Raw genomic sequence first — 19,233 nt, forward strand, 5'->3', positions numbered from 1 at the left:
CAGGACATTGATTACAATCGGTCGGTGTCCTGATTTTTTTGTAACGTCAGAAAGTACAAATTAAGGTTGACCTTATAAAAAGATGAAAACGCAGATCAGATTTTCTGCGTTTTCAATATCATTTATTTTAAGCTTTTGATCCTCTAAGTTTAGCTACAACATTTTTATCCGGTGTTACAAACAATGTTTTCTGATTATCATACGTGACGAATCCCGGTTTTGCTCCATTTGGTTTTCGGACATGGCGAATTTTTGTGTAGTCCACCGGGACCGAAGACGATTGCTGTGATTTGCTGAAATATGCTGCAAGCTGTGCCGCTTCCACTAATGTTTCCTCACTTGGTTCTTTGGAGCGGATGACGACATGTGAGCCTGGGATATCTTTAGTATGGAGCCAGAATTCATCGCGATGTGCAAGTTTCATCGTTACATACTCGTTCTGTTTGTTATTTTTTCCGACGAGCATTGGTGTTCCATCAGAGGATGTATATTTTTCCGGTACAGGTTTAGCCGGTTTATTTTTCTTTTTCCCCTGTTTTTGTTTTTTCAGATAACCTTCGTCACGCAGTTCATCCCTGATTTCCTCAATGTCTGTCTCGCGTGCTGTGTCAATTTGCTGAAGCAGCTGGTCCAAATAGGCAATTTCATTGTTTGCTTTTTTAATTTCTGAGTTTACCTTGCGCTTGGATGTCTTTAGTTTTTGGTATGTTTTAAAGAAACTTTGGGCGTTTTCGCTTGGTGTTTTATTTGGATTCAGTTCTATCGTCATTTCCTTTTGTTCAGGATCGTAATAATCGATTACCTGGACATTTTCGTCTCCCTGTTTTACCTGATGCATGTTAGCCGTAAGCAGTTCGCCGAGATGTTGATACTTCTCCGCGCCAGCTGCTTTTTTTAATGTTTTTTCATGTTTTTTCAGTTTTCGTTCGTTCTTATCTTTTTCATTTTTAATAAATTGATATAAGCCCTTGGCCTGTTGTTTGACACGATCCCGTTCCGCTTTTCCGGAATAAAAGACATCAAGCATTTCGTTCGTGGTGGCAAATTCTTTTTTCTGGCCTTCCAAAAAAGTAATCGGCAATACGTGAAATGCTTCCTTTTTGTGCTGATAAATGGCAGGTGAATAGTGATGATTGTCAATCAGTGCCTGTATGTTTTCAAATGCACTGTTGTATGCCTGCTGCGAACCAAGTTGTGTCCGATGAATGATCTCATTGGCAATGAGCGGTGATATACCTGTAAGGTTCTGGACAATCTGCTTATCCATTTTTCCGGCATTAAAGTCCAGCTTTTTTACGAAGGTGGAGCCATCAATGTCCAGCGGATTCAGTTTGTTTTGACTCGGCGGCAGAATATATTGCTGGCCGGGCAGGATAGTCCGGTAACTGTTCTGCGATACGGGTACATGTTTTAAACTATCAAGGATATGTCCTTTGTCTGCATCAATGAGCATAAAATTACTGTGTTTTCCCATTAATTCCAGCACGATTGTTTTGTTGGTAATGTCGCCAAGCTCATTTCTTGTTTTGATGCGAAACGTAATAATCCGTTCCATCCCAAATTGTTCGATTGTTTCTATGATCGCACCAGATAAATTTTTCCGTAGCAGCATACAGAACATCGGAGGTTCTTTTGGATTTCTGTATGTATCATCCGTCAAATGAAAGCGTGCATAGACAGGGTGAATTGATAAAAGCAGGGTATGATTTTGTCCTTGGCTGCGTACTGTGAACACCAACTCCGTGGAAGTCGGCTGGTATATTTTAGTGATTTTTCCCGGTATTATTTTTTGATTTAATTCATGCGTTACTGCTCGAGTAACAATCCCATCGAACGGCATTAGATCACCTCAAAGTTCTGTATTTATATTTTCGCAACATATATATGCTATATGGAAGATTCCATTATCGTTGTACTCTTCTTGAATATCAATCATACGGGATCAAGTATCAACCGTATGAAGCAAAATATCAACCGCAAGCATTTCGTGGTGAGGCAGCTAAATGCTTGAGAGTATACAAGTCTTACGGCAAAAACCGTTTGTCACCGCTTTTCTACCAATTATAGCATTATTTGGGACAGGTCTGCATAGATATCGTTATAGAGATTTACTTTCGATCGTATCAGGATGGATATGGAGGAATGAGCTATGAATTGGTATCAATTGGATGCAGAAACGGTTGAACAAAAACTACATGTTACAACGGGATCAGGTCTTAAAGAAAAGCAGGTGGACAAGCGCAGGAAGGAATTTGGCGTAAATCAACTGCAGATGGAAAAGAAGGTTTCCCGATGGTTGATTTTTTTGAAACAGTTTCAGGATTTTATGGTACTTGTCTTACTTGCAGCAACATTGATTGCAGGAGTTCTTGAGGAATTTGTGGATGCGATAGCGATTATGGTAATTGTTTTGGTCAATGGATTTCTTGGTTATTTTCAAGAACAAAAAGCTGAAAAGTCACTAGCCAAACTGAAAGAAATGTCCGCCCCTGTTGCCAATGTCATGCGTGAGGGCGAGTGGATAAAAATTCCTTCCGGTGACGTTGTGGTTGGGGATATTGTTCGAATTAATAGTGGTGATCGGATTCCTGCTGATATACGAATCACCAAGTCAAATAGTATGGAAACCGAAGAATCTGCGTTAACCGGTGAATCGCTTCCCGTGATGAAACATGCATCAGCAATCAGAAAAGACGGGCTGGATGCACAGGATCAGGTCAATATGGGTTTTATGGGTACATTGGTGACGCGCGGTTCAGGTGTCGGAATTGTTGTTGGGACTGGCATGAACACAGTGATGGGACAGATTGCATCACTGATGACGAGCACAAGTAAAACAATTACGCCATTGGAACGGAAACTTGCAGAGCTTGGAAAAATCCTGATTGTTGCCGCATTGATTTTGACTGCCTTAGTCGTTGTTGTCGGTGTATATCAGGGGCATCCGATTTATAACATGTTTCTGGCGGGGGTATCATTAGCAGTTGCTGCGATACCGGAAGGGCTGCCGGCAATCGTAACAGTTGCTCTATCATTGGGTGTACAGCGGATGATCAGGAAGAAGGCGATTGTCCGAAAGCTTTCAGCAGTTGAGACACTCGGATGTGCATCGGTTATTTGTTCCGATAAAACTGGGACACTAACCGAAAATAAAATGACGGTGAAGGAACTATATGTAAATGACAAGCATCTGTATGTAACCGGTGACGGGTATTCCATTCAGGGCGATTATTTTTTCAATGATAAAAAAGTGGACAATGATTTCCCTAACTTAAATACCATGTTGTTGTATGGGATGCTTTGTAATAATGCGTCACTGCAAATGAAAAAAGGGAAATACAGTATAGACGGGGATCCGACAGATGGGGCACTTTTGATTGCAGCCAGAAAATTTGGTCTGTCACACGTCCTTTATGATCAATATAAGGTTGTGAAAGAGATTCCGTTTGATTCTACCCGTAAACGGATGAGCATGATCATTGAAGACAAGAATAAAATGCGGTTTTTAATTACAAAAGGAGCACCGGAAGTACTGCTGCCCCGTTCGGAATTTTACTTGGGTGATGAAGGTCGAAAGTTGATGCACTCAACAGATAAACAAACAATTGAGAATGCAATTGACGGAATGGCTCGGAAAGCATTGCGAACTATTGCTATCGGGATGAAGCCGCTTCCTGCTGATAGTAATGAAGAAGCAGCCGTGCTGGAAAATGGATTAACATTTGTCGGGTTATATGGGATGATGGATCCACCGAGAAAAGAAGTGAAAACGGCTATAAATGAGTGCCGTGAAGCCGGAATTAAAACGGTGATGATTACCGGGGATCATGAAAAAACCGCACGTGCAATAGCCGAAAATCTTAACATACTTCCTGCTGATGGGATGGTACTGAACGGATATCAGCTTAATCAGATGTCCGTAACAGATCTCCGGGAAGTAATTGATGATGTATCTGTTTTCGCACGGGTGACACCGGAGCACAAGCTGAAAATCGTTGAGGCTTATCAGGAAAACGGACATGTTGCTGCTATGACAGGTGACGGTGTAAATGATGCACCGGCGATAAAAGCCAGTGATATTGGCATTAGTATGGGACGGACCGGAACCGATGTGACCAAGGAAGCATCTTCATTAATATTGATGGACGATAATTTTACAACGATCAAGGATGCCATTATTGAAGGCAGAAATATTTACGAAAATATACGCAAGTTTATCCGGTATTTGCTCGCTTCAAATGTTGGGGAAATACTTGTGATGCTTTTTGCAATGCTGCTGGCATTACCATTGCCGCTGGTGCCCGTCCAGATTTTGTGGGTCAACCTAGTAACTGACGGACTGCCAGCAATGGCGCTGGGGTTGGATCAGTCAGAGGATGATGTCATGAATCGGGGACCGCGAAATCCCAGAGAAGGCATCTTTTCGCGGGGGCTTGGTTTTAAAATAGTCAGTCGGGGGATATTAATCGGTGCCATTACACTTGCAGCATTTATGTTGACGTATCAGGGAACAGAGGAATCATTGGTTTACGGGCAGACCGTAGCGTTCACTACACTTGTAATGGCACAACTGATTCATGTGTTTGACTGCCGCAGTGAAAAATCCGTTTTTGCCCGGAATCCGTTTCAAAATATATATTTGGTGCTGGCGGTGCTCTCATCCTTGATTCTTTTGCTTGGCGTGATCTATTGGGAGCCGTTGCAGCCGATCTTTCATACAACTTTTTTAGGGATAAGAGACTGGATGCTGATCCTGGTGTTAAGCTCACTGCCGACTGTCCTGTTTGGCTTTACGAAAAAGTAAGATATAGATTAGCCCTTCTTCCATAAAAGAAGGGTTTTTCTAATGCCTAATTGTTGCTATAATGATAAGGTCAATGATAAAGATTACGGAAGTGATGGGTATGGTAAGAAGTATGACCGGGTACGGACGCGAAGTTATACATAGCGGTGATACGGCAGTAACCGTCGAGGTTCGAGGCGTAAACCACCGATTTTTAAATATAGCGGTGAAATCACCCCGCACCATTTTATTTATGGAAGAACAAATCAAAAAGGTGCTCCAATCCTATTTTCAGCGCGGGCATTTGGATGTATACATCAATATTGACGGGGATGGAATGATTCAAAAGGAATTGAAGACAGACTGGGATTTACTGGCACAGTATATGGACCATTTTGATCAGGCGAAAAAGCAGTATGAATTAGAGGGTAAGATTCCCGCTTCCATCATAACAGCCATACCGGATTTGATGACGGTACAGGAAGTTGAGATGGAATCTGATGTATTTTTTGATATAATTCTGACAGGTGTCCACGGTGCATGCGAAAAGATGAAGGATATGAGCCAGAAAGAAGGTGATTTCCTTTTCCGCGACCTGCATAATCGAATAAAGACAATAGAGGATACGGTATATCAACTGCAATCACTCCGGGAAATTGTAACGGTGGAGTATCATGACCGGATTCAGGAACGTCTGCAGGGTTACATCGGGGAGAATATGGTGGTCGATCAGGCACGTATAGATCAGGAAATTGCAATGCTTGCGGAGAAAGGTGATATAGCTGAGGAACTGACAAGATTGTTAAGCCATGTTCATCATTTTCTTGAAATCATTCATCAGCCAGGTGCAATTGGGAGAAAACTGGATTTTGTTATCCAGGAAATGCACCGGGAAGCCAATACGATAGGTTCCAAGTCTACCGATTCCAGAATAGGGAAGCAAATTGTTTCATTAAAGAGCAATATTGAAAAAATAAAAGAACAGGTGCAAAATATTGAGTAATTACTTGTTTTTTGCAATCCATTAAATTTATAATAGTCATATTAAAATATAATTATCTCTACAGAGAAATAGACACCATGCTGGACAAATAAGGGGGAGAAAACTTGAGTTTACGTTTAATAAATATAGGGTTTGGAAATGTTGTTTCTGCGAACCGGGTGATTTCCATTGTTTCACCTGAATCTGCACCAATTAAACGAATTATTACAGTGGCCCGCGATAACAATAAACTGGTGGATGCAACGTATGGACGTCGTACAAGGGCTGTCATCATTACGGATAGTGACCATGTTGTTTTATCAGCGGTACAACCTGAAACTGTCGGACAACGTGTATTAAGTCATGAAGAAATTTCTGATGAATAAATAGGAGGAACTGATTTGATAGAAGAAAAGGGAATTTTATTTATTCTTTCCGGGCCATCCGGTGTCGGCAAGGGAACGGTCAGGCGTGAGCTGTTTGAACAGGAGAATGAACTGAAATATTCGATATCAATGACTACACGGGAAAAACGCCCTGGTGAAAAAGATGGTGTCGACTATTTTTATAAGACCAGGGAAGAATTTGAAACATTAATTAAAGAAAACCAGCTGTTGGAATATGCTCAATTTGTCAATAATTATTATGGCACTCCCAGGAAGTATGTTGAGGAGACATTGGCAGCCGGACATGATGTTTTTCTGGAAATTGAAGTACAGGGTGCATTGCAGGTTAAGGAGAATTTTCCTGAGGGCGTGTTCATCTTTCTCTTTCCGCCAAGCCTTGAAGAACTGAAAAATCGTATTGTCAACAGGGGTACGGAAACACATGAAAAAGTTCTGGGCCGATTGAAGGAAGCCAGAAATGAAATAGAAATGATGGATGCGTATGATTATGTTGTTGTAAATGATCATGTGGAAAATGCTGTTGATAAAGTGAAGTCCATTATCCAGAGCGAACATTGCAGGCGTGACCGGATTGCCAAACAATATAAAAAGTTATTGGAGGATGAATTATCATGATGTTGGAGCCGTCAATTGACGAATTACTGGAAAAAATCAATTCCAAGTACACTTTGGTAACCTTATCAGCAAGGCGTGCCCGCCAAATACGTGAGACCGAGAAAACATTGGTTGAAAATCCAAAATCACATAAGTACGTCGGCAAGGCACTGGAAGAAGTTATCGCTGAGAAATTGGAAGTAAAAGAAGATACGAAGTAAGAAGAGACCCTCGCTGATATTGTTTTGCGGGGGGTTTTCTTTAACAGATAAGAAACAGAAAAGTGGCTTTTCGAAACAGATGCTATAGCCGTCTATCAACAAAACAGAGGGGCGCAGCCAGGAGGTAAGGAACATGGTTTTGAACAAAAATGTAATATTGGGTGTTTCCGGGGGCATCGCAGCATATAAGGCATGTGCATTAACAAGCAAACTGACGCAGCAGGGTGCGAACGTAAAGGTTGTCATGACAAAGAATGCAACTGAATTTGTTTCACCATTGACATTTCAGGCACTTTCCCGCAATCCGGTTTACATTGACACGTTTGATGAGAAAGATCCGGAAAAAATTGCGCATATAGATGTTGCTGATTGGGCGGATATCGTATTACTCGCACCGGCTACTGCCAATATTATCGGCAAAATAGCGAACGGAGTTGCTGATGATATGCTGTCGACCATCATGCTTGCAACCCAGGCAAGTGTTTATATCGCCCCGGCAATGAATGTTCATATGTACGCCCATAATGCGGTGATTGAAAATATGAAGAAGCTCGAGTCGTGGGGATATCATTTTATTGAACCTGGCGCCGGGTATCTTGCGTGCGGTTATGTAGGCAAGGGACGTCTGGAGGAACCGGAGAGTATTATCGCTGCTGTTGCGAATCATCAGTCGGGTAATCGGGTGCTCACCGGAAAAAAAGTCTTGGTTTCAGCAGGGCCGACACAGGAGAAAATTGATCCTGTTCGTTTTTTTACTAACCGTTCTTCAGGAAAAATGGGTTTTTCGCTTGCGGAAGCTGCTGCCAATATGGGGGCGGACGTCACGTTGGTGGCCGGTCCTAGTAATCTGGAAACTTCCAATCAAACTATTCAGCGAATCAATGTTACGTCTGCAGCGGAAATGTACGATGCAATACTGCAACATTATAATGACAGCGATATTGTGATTAAAGCTGCCGCAGTTGCTGATTACAGACCAAAGGAAACGTTTACCGAGAAAAAGAAAAAACAGTCAGGTGAATGGAAAATTGAAATGGAACGGACGAAAGATATTTTACAGACACTTGGCGATAAAAAAGAAAATCAGTTTCTTGTTGGATTTGCTGCTGAAACTTCCAGACCATTGGAATATGGACGGGAAAAGCTGCGGAAGAAAAATCTGGATGCCATCGTCGTCAACAATGTAGCTGCTGAGGGTGCAGGCTTCAGCGGTGACACGAACATTGTGACATATATTAATAAACATAACCATACAGAGGATCTGGCACTGGCTTCCAAACAGGATATAGCTGGTAACATTTTGAACTACATTGCCCGGGATTTGAAGGGTGAATCATCTTGAATATTGCGAAGGTAATTGTTGATGTTCCGGCGAGTTCGATTAACCAGACCTTTGATTATTTGATTCCGGAAAAATATGCAGGCATTCTGGAGCCTGGAATGCGTGTGATTGTGCCGTTTGGCCCCAGAAAAATAATGGGGTTTGTAGTAGGTGAAACAAGCGAGTCTGCTTTTGATTCATTAAAAGAAATTGACGAGGTGCTTGATCTGACACCTGTTCTTACGAGGGAACTGCTGGACTTGGGAATGTGGCTGGCAGAGGAGACACTCAGTCTGTATATTACCGCTTTTCAGGTCATGTTGCCTCAGGTATTGAAAGCGCGGTATAAAAAGGAATTGGAACGGCTTACCGATGAATCACTTTCCCTGGAATTGGAATCCTTTTTTGCCGGACGTGATTTTGTTCCATATGAAGAGCTGGAAGATACAAATTTAAGCTATTATCAGGTTCAAAAGGCAATTCAAGACGGCGATATCATAGTCAATTATCTGGTCAAGTCAAGGGTCACAAAAAAGCAGATAACCATGATAAAGCCGAACCGTGCCTCGCATCTGCTTGAGGAAGCATGTCAGGAGCTGCCGGGTAATGCCAAAAAACAGCAGCAATTACTTCAGTATTTTATCGAAAACCCACACGATGTGGAACAGAATGTGTTGATCAGGAAATTGAAGACAACCAGAACTGTGATAAAAGCGTTACTGGATAAACAACTGTTGGCTGCTTCAAAGCAAGAAATTTATCGGAATCCATATGACGACAGTACTTTTGAAAAAACAGAGGAACTCGAACTGACACAGGAACAACGTCAGGCAATTACCCCAATCTGGGACTCAATCAGGCACAATCAGCACGATGTCTTTCTAATTCATGGTGTGACCGGAAGCGGCAAGACGGAAATCTATCTGCAGGCAATCCAGGATGTAATCAAGCAAGGAAAAGAAGCTATTGTGCTGGTACCTGAAATATCACTGACCCCACAGATGGTGAAACGGTTTAAAGGAAGATTCGGTTCGAATGTGGCCGTCATGCACAGTGCTTTGTCGAGTGGTGAAAAATATGATGAATGGCGGCGTATCCATCGTAAAGAAGTTCAGGTTGTAGTTGGAGCAAGATCAGCTATATTTGCTCCATTTGAGAATATCGGCATAATTATTATTGATGAAGAACATGAGAACAGTTATAAACAGGAAGATACCCCACGCTATCATGCACGGGATGTGGCAATTCGTCGCGGTGAGATACATAAATGTCCGGTGGTGCTAGGCAGTGCGACACCAACGCTCGAATCGTATGCACGTGCACATAAAGGGGTATACAAGCTTGCTACATTGAGTAAACGAACCAATGAAAAAGACATGCCTGATGTGGAAATAGTGGATATGCGAAATGAACTGCATGAAGGTAATCGATCGATGTTTTCCAGAACATTAAAAGAGAAGATGGAACAGCGTATAGCCAAAGGGGAGCAAATTGTTCTTCTTTTAAACCGGAGAGGGTATTCAACGTTTGTAATGTGTCGAGACTGTGGCCATGTGAAAGAATGTCCGCATTGTGATATCGCGCTGACCTATCATAAAAACAGTAACCGGTTAAAATGTCATTACTGTTCCTATGAAGAGCCAATGCCGGTTTTCTGTCCATCATGTAACAGTGATCTGATCCGATTTTTCGGAACAGGCACGCAACGTATTGAGGAATCTTTGGTGCAGTTGATTCCGGAAGCAAGGGTGATCCGTATGGATGTGGATACAACCCGAAAAAAAGGTGCTCATGAAAAACTTCTGAACCAGTTCGCCAATAAAGAAGCGGATATTTTGCTCGGAACGCAAATGATCGCCAAAGGGCTGGATTTTGCTAATGTCACATTGGCAGGTGTTCTGACCGCTGATTCCATGCTGCATTTGCCTGATTTTCGTTCTTCCGAAAAAACGTTCCAGCTGTTGACACAGGTTAGCGGGAGGGCGGGAAGACATGATCTTCCGGGTGAGGTCATTATCCAAACGTACACACCGGAACATTACAGTATACAACTGGCAAGCCATTATGATTTTGTTCGGTTTTATCGGAACGAGATGCATACGCGTAAAACGTTCCAATATCCACCGTACGTGTTTTTAACATTAATCACGGTTTCACACCAGAATCATGTGACAGTTGTTCAGACAGCACAACGGATTGCACAGCTGCTCCAGCAACAGGTTGAAGATGGAACGGTCATACTCGGGCCAACCCCGTCACCAATTGCCAGGATGAAAGATAGATATCGCTATCAATGCATGATAAAATACAAGAGTGAACCAAACTTGCGAGGAACAATTAAAAAAATCATCCGTCAGTTTGATGAAGACATGCGGAAAAATGATTTACAGATACATGTGGATATGCAGCCATACCAATTGATGTAGAAGGAGAGAATTCCGTTGAAGAAAATTGTGTTTATGGGAACGCCGGATTTTTCAGTACCAATCCTGGAGTCGCTTGCAGATACTTCATATGAGATTGTACTTGTCGTCACCCAACCCGATCGCCCCAAAGGACGAAAAAAAACTATTACACCCCCACCGGTAAAAGAAGCTGCTGAGCGTTTAAACATACCGGTCTATCAACCGGAAAAACTGCGGGATGAATATATGAAGATTCTTTCCTTCGAACCCGATCTGATTATAACAGCAGCATATGGTCAAATACTGCCAAAGGAATTGTTGGAAGTGCCAAAATATGGATGTATCAATGTTCATGCGTCATTATTGCCGGAACTGCGTGGTGGCGCGCCGATTCATGCTGCCATTCTGCAAGGAAAAACCGTAACAGGCATTTCCATCATGTATATGGCGGAAAAACTGGATGCAGGTGATGTGCTGGCACAGAAAAAGGTCTCAATCGCACCAACAGACCATGCTGGTTCATTGCATGATAAACTGTCTGAAACTGGAGCTGAACTGCTATTGGAGATACTTCCAAAGCTGGCATCCAATGAAATCAAAGCTGTTGAACAGGATGAATCACAAGCAACATTTGCTTCCAATATTAAGCGAAATCAGGAACGAATCGATTGGAGTAAAGACAATCAGGAAGTATATAATCAAATTCGTGGACTGCATCCCTGGCCGGTTGCTTTCACAACCTATAATGACGCTGTGATGAAAATCTGGTGGGGGGCCCCCGTTGATAAAAACTATTATAGCGAACCAGGCGAAATTGTTGAGATGACAGATGCTGAATTCGTTGTACAATGCGGGAATCAGAAGGGCATACGCATCATTGAAATTCAACCGGCGGGAAAAAAGAGAATGTCTGTCAAACAATACTTACAGGGATCACCGGATCGAATTAAGAAAGGCACAAAAATGGGTGAATAAGGTAATGAAGAAATATAAATTAAGGGAAGCTATAATAGACCTGCTACTAAGGATTGACCGGGACAGCGGGTACAGTCATTTATTAATTGATCATGAAATCAAGTCAAGAAATTTGTCACAGAGAGATGGTGCACTGTTAACCGAAATCGTTTATGGCACAGTTCAGCGAAAATTGACATTGGATTATTACCTGAATGCTTTTGTTGATAATAAGAAGAAAATACAACCTTGGGTGCAAATGCTGCTCAGAATGTCTGTTTACCAGCTTGAATTCTTAGATCGGGTACCAGATCATGCAGTCATTAACGAAGCAGTAGAGATTGGCAAAGAGCGGGGTCATAAAGGAATAGCTTCCTTTGTAAATGGGGTTCTCCGCAGTATCCAGCGAAAAGGTGTACCGGACATGGCTGAACTTGAAAGCCGATCGAAGCGGCTGTCCATTAAAACAAGCCATCCGGAATGGCTTGTCAACCGTTGGATTAAGATGTACGGATATGAAAATACAACATCAATGTGTGTTGCCAACCTGGAGCGGAAACCACTATCCGTACGAATACAACCATTAAAAACCACCCGGGAAGCAGCAATGGATGAATTGTCCGGTCTTGGGTTTGAACTGAGACCGTCTCAGGTGTCGGATCAGGGTATCATTATTAATAAAGGTAATATTCTGCAAACGGAATTGTTTAAAGGCGGTTATGTGACCATACAAGATCAAAGTTCCATGCTTGCTGTTGAAATGCTTAAAGCAGAGCCAGGAATGGAAGTGTTGGATGCTTGCAGTGCTCCAGGCGGCAAAGCTACACATATTGCCGAGAAAATGGATAATCAGGGATTTATTAATGCATACGATTTGCACGCAAAAAAAGTAAACCTGATCAAAGAAAAGGCAACTATGCTGCATTTGTCCATAATTGAAGCAAACCAAGGAGATGCCAGAAATTTGGATAAGTTGCATGCTCAGGAAAGTTTCGACCGCATTCTGATTGATGCGCCTTGCTCCGGATTGGGTGTGATTCGCGGAAAGCCCGATATTAAATACAATAAAACGGAGAAAGATATTGAACAGTTAGCACAGATTCAGTCAGCTATATTGGACAAGGTGGCCCCTCTTTTGAAAAAAGGTGGTCTGTTGGTATATAGTACATGTACAGTTGACAAGCGTGAAAATGATGATGTTGTAAATGCATTTCTGCAGAGCCATGACAATTATCAGATTGATCCGGGATTTTATGAAGATATACCGATTGTTTTGCGTGATACAGAAGGGTGTACGGAAACAGGGTTGCAAATTTTCCCCCATACCATTAATTCGGACGGATTTTTTGTTACCCGGTTCAAAAACAATGAATAATCGGTATTCGATTTTTCTTTAGAAAACTTGGGATTTGCCACGCCTTTAGGCGAATGCCTTAGTTGCACTTATGCAGTAAGAAAGTATGTAAACTTTCTTATCTGCTAAAAAAGGGGTGATCTTATGCAAGGGCAATTTTTGACGCATACTGGCCAGGTAAGAAAGCACAATGAAGATTCCGGCGGCATTTTTTATAATTCATCCGGACAATTACTTGCTGTCATAGCTGATGGGATGGGCGGACATCAGGCCGGGGATGTAGCTAGTCAAATGGCAACACGGCTTATGAAGGAAAAATGGGAGGATTCCAACGAACTTGCCTCACCGGATGAAGTGGAAAAATGGCTGTCAGAATCGATAACGAGCATTAACAATTCTGTTTATGAACATGCGTTAAACCATGAAGAATGTTATGGAATGGGAACGACAATCGTAGGTGTGGCTTGTATTAAAGATTTTACTACAATCGCACATATCGGTGACAGCAGGTGCTATCTTCTGAATGACGGCGGGTTTAAGCAGGTAACAGAGGATCACTCATTTGTAAATGCATTGGTGCAGTCCGGTGAAATTTCCAAGGATGATGCGCAGTACCATCCGAGAAAAAATGTTGTATTGAAAGCATTGGGAACAGAAAATCATCTCGAACCGGATATCCGGACAGTTTGTTTGGAACAAGGTAATAAACTTCTCTTATGTTCTGATGGTTTGACGGACAAGGTGAACGATGATGAACTCCAGGAGTTTCTTCAGGTTGATGATGTACAGGAAACCGGGAACAGAATGATTGATTTGGCAAATGAGCGGGGTGGAGAGGATAATATTTCACTTGTATTGCTATATCATGATTTGCCCGGGAAAGAGGGTGATTCCTAGTGTTGAATGGTCACCTGTTAAATGAACGTTACAAGATTATAGAAACAATTGGCGGCGGCGGGATGGCCAACGTATATCTAGGTAATGATATTATCCTTGATCGGGAAGTGGCAATAAAGGTTTTGCGTCTGGAATATGCACATGATGAAGAATTTATTGCACGGTTTGACAGAGAGGCAAAGGCGGCAACAAGCTTATCACACCCGAATATTGTAAATATTTATGATGTGGGTGAGGAAGCTGACATACTTTATATGGTCATGGAGTATGTTGACGGCATGACCTTGAAAGAATACATACAGCGTTACGGTCCGATTAATATAGAGGAATCGTTGGATATTATGAAACAGATTACCTCTGCGATTGCACATGCACATGCCAATGGAATCGTTCATCGGGATATCAAGCCGCAAAATATTTTGATTGATACTTATGGCCAGGTGAAAGTAACCGATTTTGGAATCGCAATGGCCATGAGTGCTACTGCTTTGACACAAACCAACTCCGTAATGGGATCCGTTCATTATTTATCCCCGGAACAGGCACGCGGAGGGATGGCAACGAAAAAGTCAGATGTTTATTCGCTTGGCATCGTGTTGTTTGAGCTGCTGACAGGAAGGCTTCCGTTTTTTGGTGAAACACCCGTATCCATTGCCTTAAAGCATTTGCAAAGCGATACACCATCCGTAAAACGTTTTAATCCGGATCTCCCGCAGAGTGTTGAAAATATTGTTTTAAAGGCAACCGCCAAAGATCCATTTCACCGTTTTGAAACTGTATATGATATGGAGGACAGCCTGGACACTGCACTTGATTCGGACAGGATGAATGAGGAGAAATTCAGCCCGCCAGATGAAGAAGGAGAAGAAACAAAGGCGATTCCGATTATTACGGATACAGCCGTCAATTCGGACGAAAGCGATGAAACAATCGCTAATAAACCAGAAGACAATACAAATACGGCATCCTTTGATGGCAATGATAAGAAAAAGACAAAGGGAAAGAAAAAGAACAAAGGAAGGCCCAAACGGAAAAAGAAATGGATAATTACGATAAGTATTTTAATCTTTTTATTACTTTTGGGCGCCGGTTCTTATTATGTCTACGCAAATTATCTGCAGCCTCAGGATGTTGTTATCCCGAATGTGGCGGAGATGGAGTATGAAGAGGCTGTTGCTGAGCTCCACGAATTGAATTTACAAACTGAACGGAAAGAGAGATATTCCAATGAAATTGAAGACGGGAATGTAATTGGTACCAATCCAGGGGCTGACAGTACGGTGAAAGAGGAGTCTACTGTATCTGTTATCGTCAGTCAAGGTAAGGAAAAAGTTACGTTTGAAGATTATGTTGGTAAAGATTTCAGTCAAATTAAACAACTGCTTGAAGATAAATATAAGGAAGTAATATCGTATGATGCGTATTCCAATGAACCGGTCGGGCAAATAGTTACGCAAATTCAGCCTTCACCAGGCTCTAAGGTTGTTCCCGGTGAAACAACAGTAATATTTGAATCAAGCATCGGACCAGATCTGATTTCAGTTTACAACCTGGAAGGAATGACGAAAAAAGAAGCAATTGAAACATTGAATGAACAGGGGCTTAAGGCGAATATTATCGAGCAGCATTCCGAGGATACTCCGGAAGGCGAAGTTATTAAGCAGGATCCTGAACCATATACCGAACTTGATGAAGGTGATACAGTCGATGTGTACATCTCGCTTGGCCCGGAGGACTTGCCGCCCAGAAACCATACAGTCGAATTCAAGGTTCCATACGAGCCAGAACAGGAGCCGGAGAACCCGAAAAAGCCTGTAGAGCAAAATGTTAAAATATATATTGGTGATAAAAGTCATTCAATTTCGGAAGTGTTCAAGGAAGATACCATTACAAAGGATAAAAAGTATTCCATTACATTAACTATTGCACCGGACAGTGCAGCGGAATATAAAGTTATACGCGGTGACGATATTATTATTAACGAATCAGTTCCATATGAGGAAGGTGAATGAATGGCATCTGGCAGAATAATTAAGGCAATAAGCGGATTTTACTATGTGAAGTCCGGCGATGAAATAATTGAATGCAAAAGCAGGGGTGTGTTCCGGAAGAAAAAAATCACTCCGCTTGTTGGTGATTTTGTCGAATTTGACCAGGATGAAGCATATATTTTGGAAGTTAAACCAAGACAAAACAGTCTCATACGCCCACCGGTCGCGAATATTGATCAAGCGATTATTGTCAGTTCTGCCATCATGCCTGATTTTAACCCGCTGTTGCTGGACCGGTTTCTGGTATTGATTGAATCAAAGGAAATTAAGCCAATTATCTTTGTGACCAAAGAAGATTTAATCCCGGATGCTCAACGGGCAGATATAATCAATCATTTGGAGACGTACAAAAAAACAGGCTATACAGTGGAATTACTGACCGCAAAAGAATCGGAGGATTTGACGCATATGCATCAATATTTTTCCGGTAATGTTTCAGTCATAGCCGGTCAGTCTGGTGTAGGAAAGTCCTCATTTCTGAATGCCATCAATCCTGAACTGGCATTGAAGACTGATGATATTTCCATGAGTTTGGGCAGGGGGAAACATACAACCAGACATGTTGAACTTGTTGAAGCGGGAAATGGTCTGGTCGCAGATACACCCGGTTTCAGTTCGCTTAATTTTGATGGGATTGCTGCCGCTGATCTTGATGAATGCTTTCCGGAATTACGGAGCAGAAAACACGAATGTAAATTCCGCGGCTGTCTACATCATAAGGAACCAAAATGTGAAGTGAAACTGGCGGTTGAGCGCGGGGAATTATCTTCATTCAGATATGAGCATTATATAAGTTTTTTGAACGAAATAAAAGAACGAAAGCCGAGGTATTGATATGACAAAAATAGCACCTTCCATCCTATCAGCAAATTTTGCTGATTTGGGCAAGGAAATTCAGGATGTGGAACAGGGAGGAGCCGATTATATCCATGTAGATGTAATGGATGGACATTTTGTTCCCAATATCACAATTGGTCCATTAATTGTTGAAGCAATTAAACCGAAAACAAAATTGCCTTTGGATGTGCACTTAATGATTGATAATCCAGATGAATTCATACCACAATTTGCTGAAGCAGGAGCATCCATCATCACCGTGCACCAGGAGGCTTGTGTTCACTTACACCGTACCCTGCAGCTGATTAAAAAAAGCGGAGCGAAGCCGGGCGTTGTTCTAAATCCGGCAACTCCGGCGGAGATGATAAAAGAAGTATTGCATGAGGTGGATTTGGTATTAATTATGACGGTGAATCCGGGATTTGGCGGCCAATCATTTATCCATCAGGCGGTAGAAAAAATAAAGAAAATAGCCGAATGGCGCAACGAACTGGATTTATCGTATGAAATTGAGGTTGATGGCGGTGTCAATACCGAAACCGCAAATTTGTGCACAGATGCCGGAGCGGATGTTTTGGTAGCTGGCAGTGCCGTTTTTAAAAAATCGGACCGAAAACGGGCTATGGATGAAATATTGACTGCAGCCAAAGGGAAATATTAATGGTATCAGTCGGAATCGTTGGAAATGGTCCATTAGAACATATTCCCAGCCTCCAGGACTTTCAGGACAGTGTAGATGTATGGATTGGTGCTGACCGTGGAGCATTGACCATTATAGAGAATAATCTCCGCCCTGTATTTGCGGCAGGAGATTTTGACTCCATAACCGAAATGGAAAGAGAGCGAATTGAACGAAATTCCGACGCATTTTTGGAATATCCGGTTGAAAAAGATCAGACGGATTTGGAAATTGCGTTATGGCAAGCATATGATCTGAATCCGGACTGTATTTATTTGTTTGGAGTAACCGGGGGCCGTCTGGATCATGCGATGGTCAATATGCAGCTTTTGTATCAACTGCTCAAACGCAATATTCGCGGCATTATTGCCGATAGACAGAATCTGCTGGAATTGGCTGAACCGGGAAAACATTCCATTTTCCATCACAGTGCATTTCCTAATATTTCTTTTCTGCCGTTCACACCGGAAATAAAGGGTTTGACACTCAGCGGATTTTATTATCCATTGGCCGATGAAACTGTGTCATGGGGGTCAACCCTGTGTATATCGAACAAGCTTCTTTCAAAAAGTGGTACTTTTTCATTCGAGGCAGGCATACTATTAGTAATAAAGAGTCGTGATGCTGAATTTAATGCGATTCCAAGGTGAGCTTTGTTTGAATGGAGGAGGCGGAGAACTCATGAAATTTTATACTATTAAACTCCCACGATTTATCGGCGGATTTGTCCGGGTTGTTATCGGTACTTTTAAAAAGGATAAATAAGTAAATCCGGCTTTTGTCATATCAATTGGCAAAAGCTCATTTTTTGGTTAGCTGCAGGCATCCAATCAATCCATAACGTTACAGTACACAGTCTACGTCAGATCATATAGATTGTAAAAAAGCATCCGGGAGAACCGGATGCTTTTGCTTACACAGACTAATGATAAAGTTGTACGTCAGATATATTATACGCGCTCTACTTTACCTGATTTCAAGGCGCGAGCAGATACGTAAACACGTTTCGGCTTGCCGTCTACCATAATACGAACTTTCTGCACATTAGCTTTCCAATTACGCTTGTTGGAATTCATAGCGTGAGAACGTTTGTTTCCAGTGCGAGTTTTACGTCCAGTTACAACACATTTTCTAGCCATGGTAATCCCTCCTACTCTTCACATGTGTCATCATACTTATCCAATTTACCATAAGTGTTGGCATATTGCAATATTTACCGGAAAATAGAATGCAAAGAAAAATCACTTGACAGAATGATTGAAATCATCCATTGTTATAATGGGTCAGTTAGGATGAGATTTACAATACTTTTAAATTAGTGTTGCTTGTAGTAAAATACCCTTATAATGATAGGGTATTAAAGGAGGATTATAATGTCCATTGAACTTAATACAAATGACGGTCAGGTAACTATCACAAATGAAGTGATAGCCACTATAGCTGGTGGAGCTGCCATTGAATGTTACGGAATTGTTGGTATGGCATCAAAAAGCCAAATTCGGGATGGGCTGGCAGAGATCCTCAGGAAAGAAAATTTTTCACGGGGAATCATAGTACGACAGGAAGAAAATCATCTTCATATTGACATGTATATAATTGTAAGTTATGGAACTAAAATTTCTGAAGTGGCACACAATGTTCAATCACAAGTAAAATATACCCTGCATAAATCACTGGGGCTGTCGATTGACTCAGTTAATATTTATATTCAGGGTGTTCGGGTGGCAGCAGAATAAATGCTGCCTATT

General features: G+C 41.9%; 18 protein-coding genes. 16 read left to right on the forward strand and 2 right to left on the reverse strand.

Going from position 1 to position 19,233, the window contains the following annotated elements; translation table 11 throughout:
• Positions 1–127 precede the first annotated feature (127 nt).
• On the reverse strand, positions 128–1,840 hold the full coding sequence (locus HUX68_RS02630; RefSeq protein WP_174613204.1) for an Rqc2 family fibronectin-binding protein: 1,713 nt from the start codon (positions 1,838–1,840) through the stop codon (positions 128–130).
• 309 nt (positions 1,841–2,149) lie between these two features.
• On the opposite strand from HUX68_RS02630, the gene HUX68_RS02635 reads away from it, so the two are divergent.
• From HUX68_RS02635 to spoVM, 15 genes are all read left to right on the forward strand, one after another.
• Positions 2,150–4,804 (forward strand): cation-translocating P-type ATPase, encoded by a 2,655-nt coding sequence (locus HUX68_RS02635; RefSeq protein WP_174613207.1) that lies wholly within the window; start codon positions 2,150–2,152, stop codon positions 4,802–4,804.
• Between the two features lie 73 nt (positions 4,805–4,877).
• Positions 4,878–5,786, forward strand: coding sequence for a YicC/YloC family endoribonuclease (locus HUX68_RS02640; RefSeq protein WP_174613209.1), 909 nt, complete (start codon positions 4,878–4,880; stop codon positions 5,784–5,786).
• Between the two features lie 104 nt (positions 5,787–5,890).
• On the forward strand, positions 5,891–6,151 hold the full coding sequence (gene remA / locus HUX68_RS02645) for an extracellular matrix/biofilm regulator RemA (protein ID WP_077326084.1): 261 nt from the start codon (positions 5,891–5,893) through the stop codon (positions 6,149–6,151).
• A gap of 15 nt (positions 6,152–6,166) precedes the next feature.
• A complete protein-coding gene (gene gmk / locus HUX68_RS02650; protein ID WP_174613211.1) occupies positions 6,167–6,787 on the forward strand; it encodes a guanylate kinase in 621 nt (206 codons plus the stop codon).
• Entirely contained in the window at positions 6,784–6,987 is a 204-nt protein-coding gene (gene rpoZ / locus HUX68_RS02655; protein WP_174613213.1) for a DNA-directed RNA polymerase subunit omega, read from the forward strand. The genes gmk and rpoZ overlap by 4 nt, the downstream gene beginning before the upstream one ends.
• 133 nt (positions 6,988–7,120) lie before the next feature.
• A complete protein-coding gene (gene coaBC, locus HUX68_RS02660) occupies positions 7,121–8,329 on the forward strand; it encodes a bifunctional phosphopantothenoylcysteine decarboxylase/phosphopantothenate--cysteine ligase CoaBC (protein ID WP_174613214.1) in 1,209 nt (402 codons plus the stop codon).
• Complete coding sequence (gene priA, locus HUX68_RS02665) at positions 8,326–10,734, forward strand: primosomal protein N' (protein ID WP_174613216.1); 2,409 nt, start codon at positions 8,326–8,328, stop codon at positions 10,732–10,734. The genes coaBC and priA overlap by 4 nt, the downstream gene beginning before the upstream one ends.
• A 15-nt stretch (positions 10,735–10,749) precedes the next feature.
• The gene (gene fmt, locus HUX68_RS02670) at positions 10,750–11,688 is read left to right on the forward strand and encodes a methionyl-tRNA formyltransferase (RefSeq protein WP_174613218.1); all 939 of its coding nucleotides are present in this window, start codon (positions 10,750–10,752) and stop codon (positions 11,686–11,688) included.
• A gap of 4 nt (positions 11,689–11,692) precedes the next feature.
• Entirely contained in the window at positions 11,693–13,042 is a 1,350-nt protein-coding gene (rsmB, locus tag HUX68_RS02675; RefSeq protein WP_174613220.1) for a 16S rRNA (cytosine(967)-C(5))-methyltransferase RsmB, read from the forward strand.
• Between the two features lie 123 nt (positions 13,043–13,165).
• A complete protein-coding gene (locus tag HUX68_RS02680) occupies positions 13,166–13,918 on the forward strand; it encodes a Stp1/IreP family PP2C-type Ser/Thr phosphatase (RefSeq protein ID WP_174613222.1) in 753 nt (250 codons plus the stop codon).
• Entirely contained in the window at positions 13,918–15,930 is a 2,013-nt protein-coding gene (gene pknB / locus HUX68_RS02685) for a Stk1 family PASTA domain-containing Ser/Thr kinase (RefSeq protein WP_174613224.1), read from the forward strand. The genes HUX68_RS02680 and pknB overlap by 1 nt, the downstream gene beginning before the upstream one ends.
• Positions 15,931–16,803, forward strand: coding sequence for a ribosome small subunit-dependent GTPase A (rsgA, locus tag HUX68_RS02690; RefSeq protein WP_174613226.1), 873 nt, complete (start codon positions 15,931–15,933; stop codon positions 16,801–16,803).
• 1 nt (position 16,804) lies between these two features.
• Positions 16,805–17,467, forward strand: a complete 663-nt coding sequence (gene rpe, locus HUX68_RS02695; RefSeq protein ID WP_174613228.1) for a ribulose-phosphate 3-epimerase — start codon at positions 16,805–16,807, stop codon at positions 17,465–17,467.
• A complete protein-coding gene (locus tag HUX68_RS02700) occupies positions 17,467–18,135 on the forward strand; it encodes a thiamine diphosphokinase (protein ID WP_174613230.1) in 669 nt (222 codons plus the stop codon). Before rpe ends, HUX68_RS02700 begins: the two co-directional genes overlap by 1 nt.
• A gap of 31 nt (positions 18,136–18,166) precedes the next feature.
• The gene (gene spoVM / locus HUX68_RS02705; protein ID WP_164670369.1) at positions 18,167–18,250 is read left to right on the forward strand and encodes a stage V sporulation protein SpoVM; all 84 of its coding nucleotides are present in this window, start codon (positions 18,167–18,169) and stop codon (positions 18,248–18,250) included.
• Between the two features lie 185 nt (positions 18,251–18,435).
• Here spoVM and rpmB read toward each other — a convergent pair whose 3' ends face one another.
• Entirely contained in the window at positions 18,436–18,624 is a 189-nt protein-coding gene (rpmB, locus tag HUX68_RS02710; protein ID WP_174613232.1) for a 50S ribosomal protein L28, read from the reverse strand.
• Between the two features lie 234 nt (positions 18,625–18,858).
• On the opposite strand from rpmB, the gene HUX68_RS02715 reads away from it, so the two are divergent.
• Positions 18,859–19,221: an Asp23/Gls24 family envelope stress response protein gene (locus HUX68_RS02715; protein ID WP_174613234.1), complete on the forward strand. Its 363-nt coding sequence runs from the start codon at positions 18,859–18,861 to the stop codon at positions 19,219–19,221.
• Positions 19,222–19,233 lie beyond the last annotated feature (12 nt).

Source organism: Virgibacillus ihumii (assembly GCF_902726655.1).
Lineage (GTDB): Bacteria > Bacillota > Bacilli > Bacillales > Amphibacillaceae > Lentibacillus > Lentibacillus ihumii.

Coding starts and splice junctions, on each gene's coding strand:
- HUX68_RS02630 (WP_174613204.1), bottom strand. CDS start 1,840: ATGCCGTTCGATGGGATTGTTACTCGAGCAGTAACGCATGAATTAAAT.
- HUX68_RS02635 (WP_174613207.1), top strand. CDS start 2,150: ATGAATTGGTATCAATTGGATGCAGAAACGGTTGAACAAAAACTACAT.
- HUX68_RS02640 (WP_174613209.1), top strand. CDS start 4,878: ATGATAAAGATTACGGAAGTGATGGGTATGGTAAGAAGTATGACCGGG.
- rpoZ (WP_174613213.1), top strand. CDS start 6,784: ATGATGTTGGAGCCGTCAATTGACGAATTACTGGAAAAAATCAATTCC.
- coaBC (WP_174613214.1), top strand. CDS start 7,121: ATGGTTTTGAACAAAAATGTAATATTGGGTGTTTCCGGGGGCATCGCA.
- rsmB (WP_174613220.1), top strand. CDS start 11,693: ATGAAGAAATATAAATTAAGGGAAGCTATAATAGACCTGCTACTAAGG.
- HUX68_RS02680 (WP_174613222.1), top strand. CDS start 13,166: ATGCAAGGGCAATTTTTGACGCATACTGGCCAGGTAAGAAAGCACAAT.
- rsgA (WP_174613226.1), top strand. CDS start 15,931: ATGGCATCTGGCAGAATAATTAAGGCAATAAGCGGATTTTACTATGTG.
- rpe (WP_174613228.1), top strand. CDS start 16,805: ATGACAAAAATAGCACCTTCCATCCTATCAGCAAATTTTGCTGATTTG.
- HUX68_RS02700 (WP_174613230.1), top strand. CDS start 17,467: ATGGTATCAGTCGGAATCGTTGGAAATGGTCCATTAGAACATATTCCC.
- spoVM (WP_164670369.1), top strand. CDS start 18,167: ATGAAATTTTATACTATTAAACTCCCACGATTTATCGGCGGATTTGTC.
- rpmB (WP_174613232.1), bottom strand. CDS start 18,624: ATGGCTAGAAAATGTGTTGTAACTGGACGTAAAACTCGCACTGGAAAC.
- HUX68_RS02715 (WP_174613234.1), top strand. CDS start 18,859: ATGTCCATTGAACTTAATACAAATGACGGTCAGGTAACTATCACAAAT.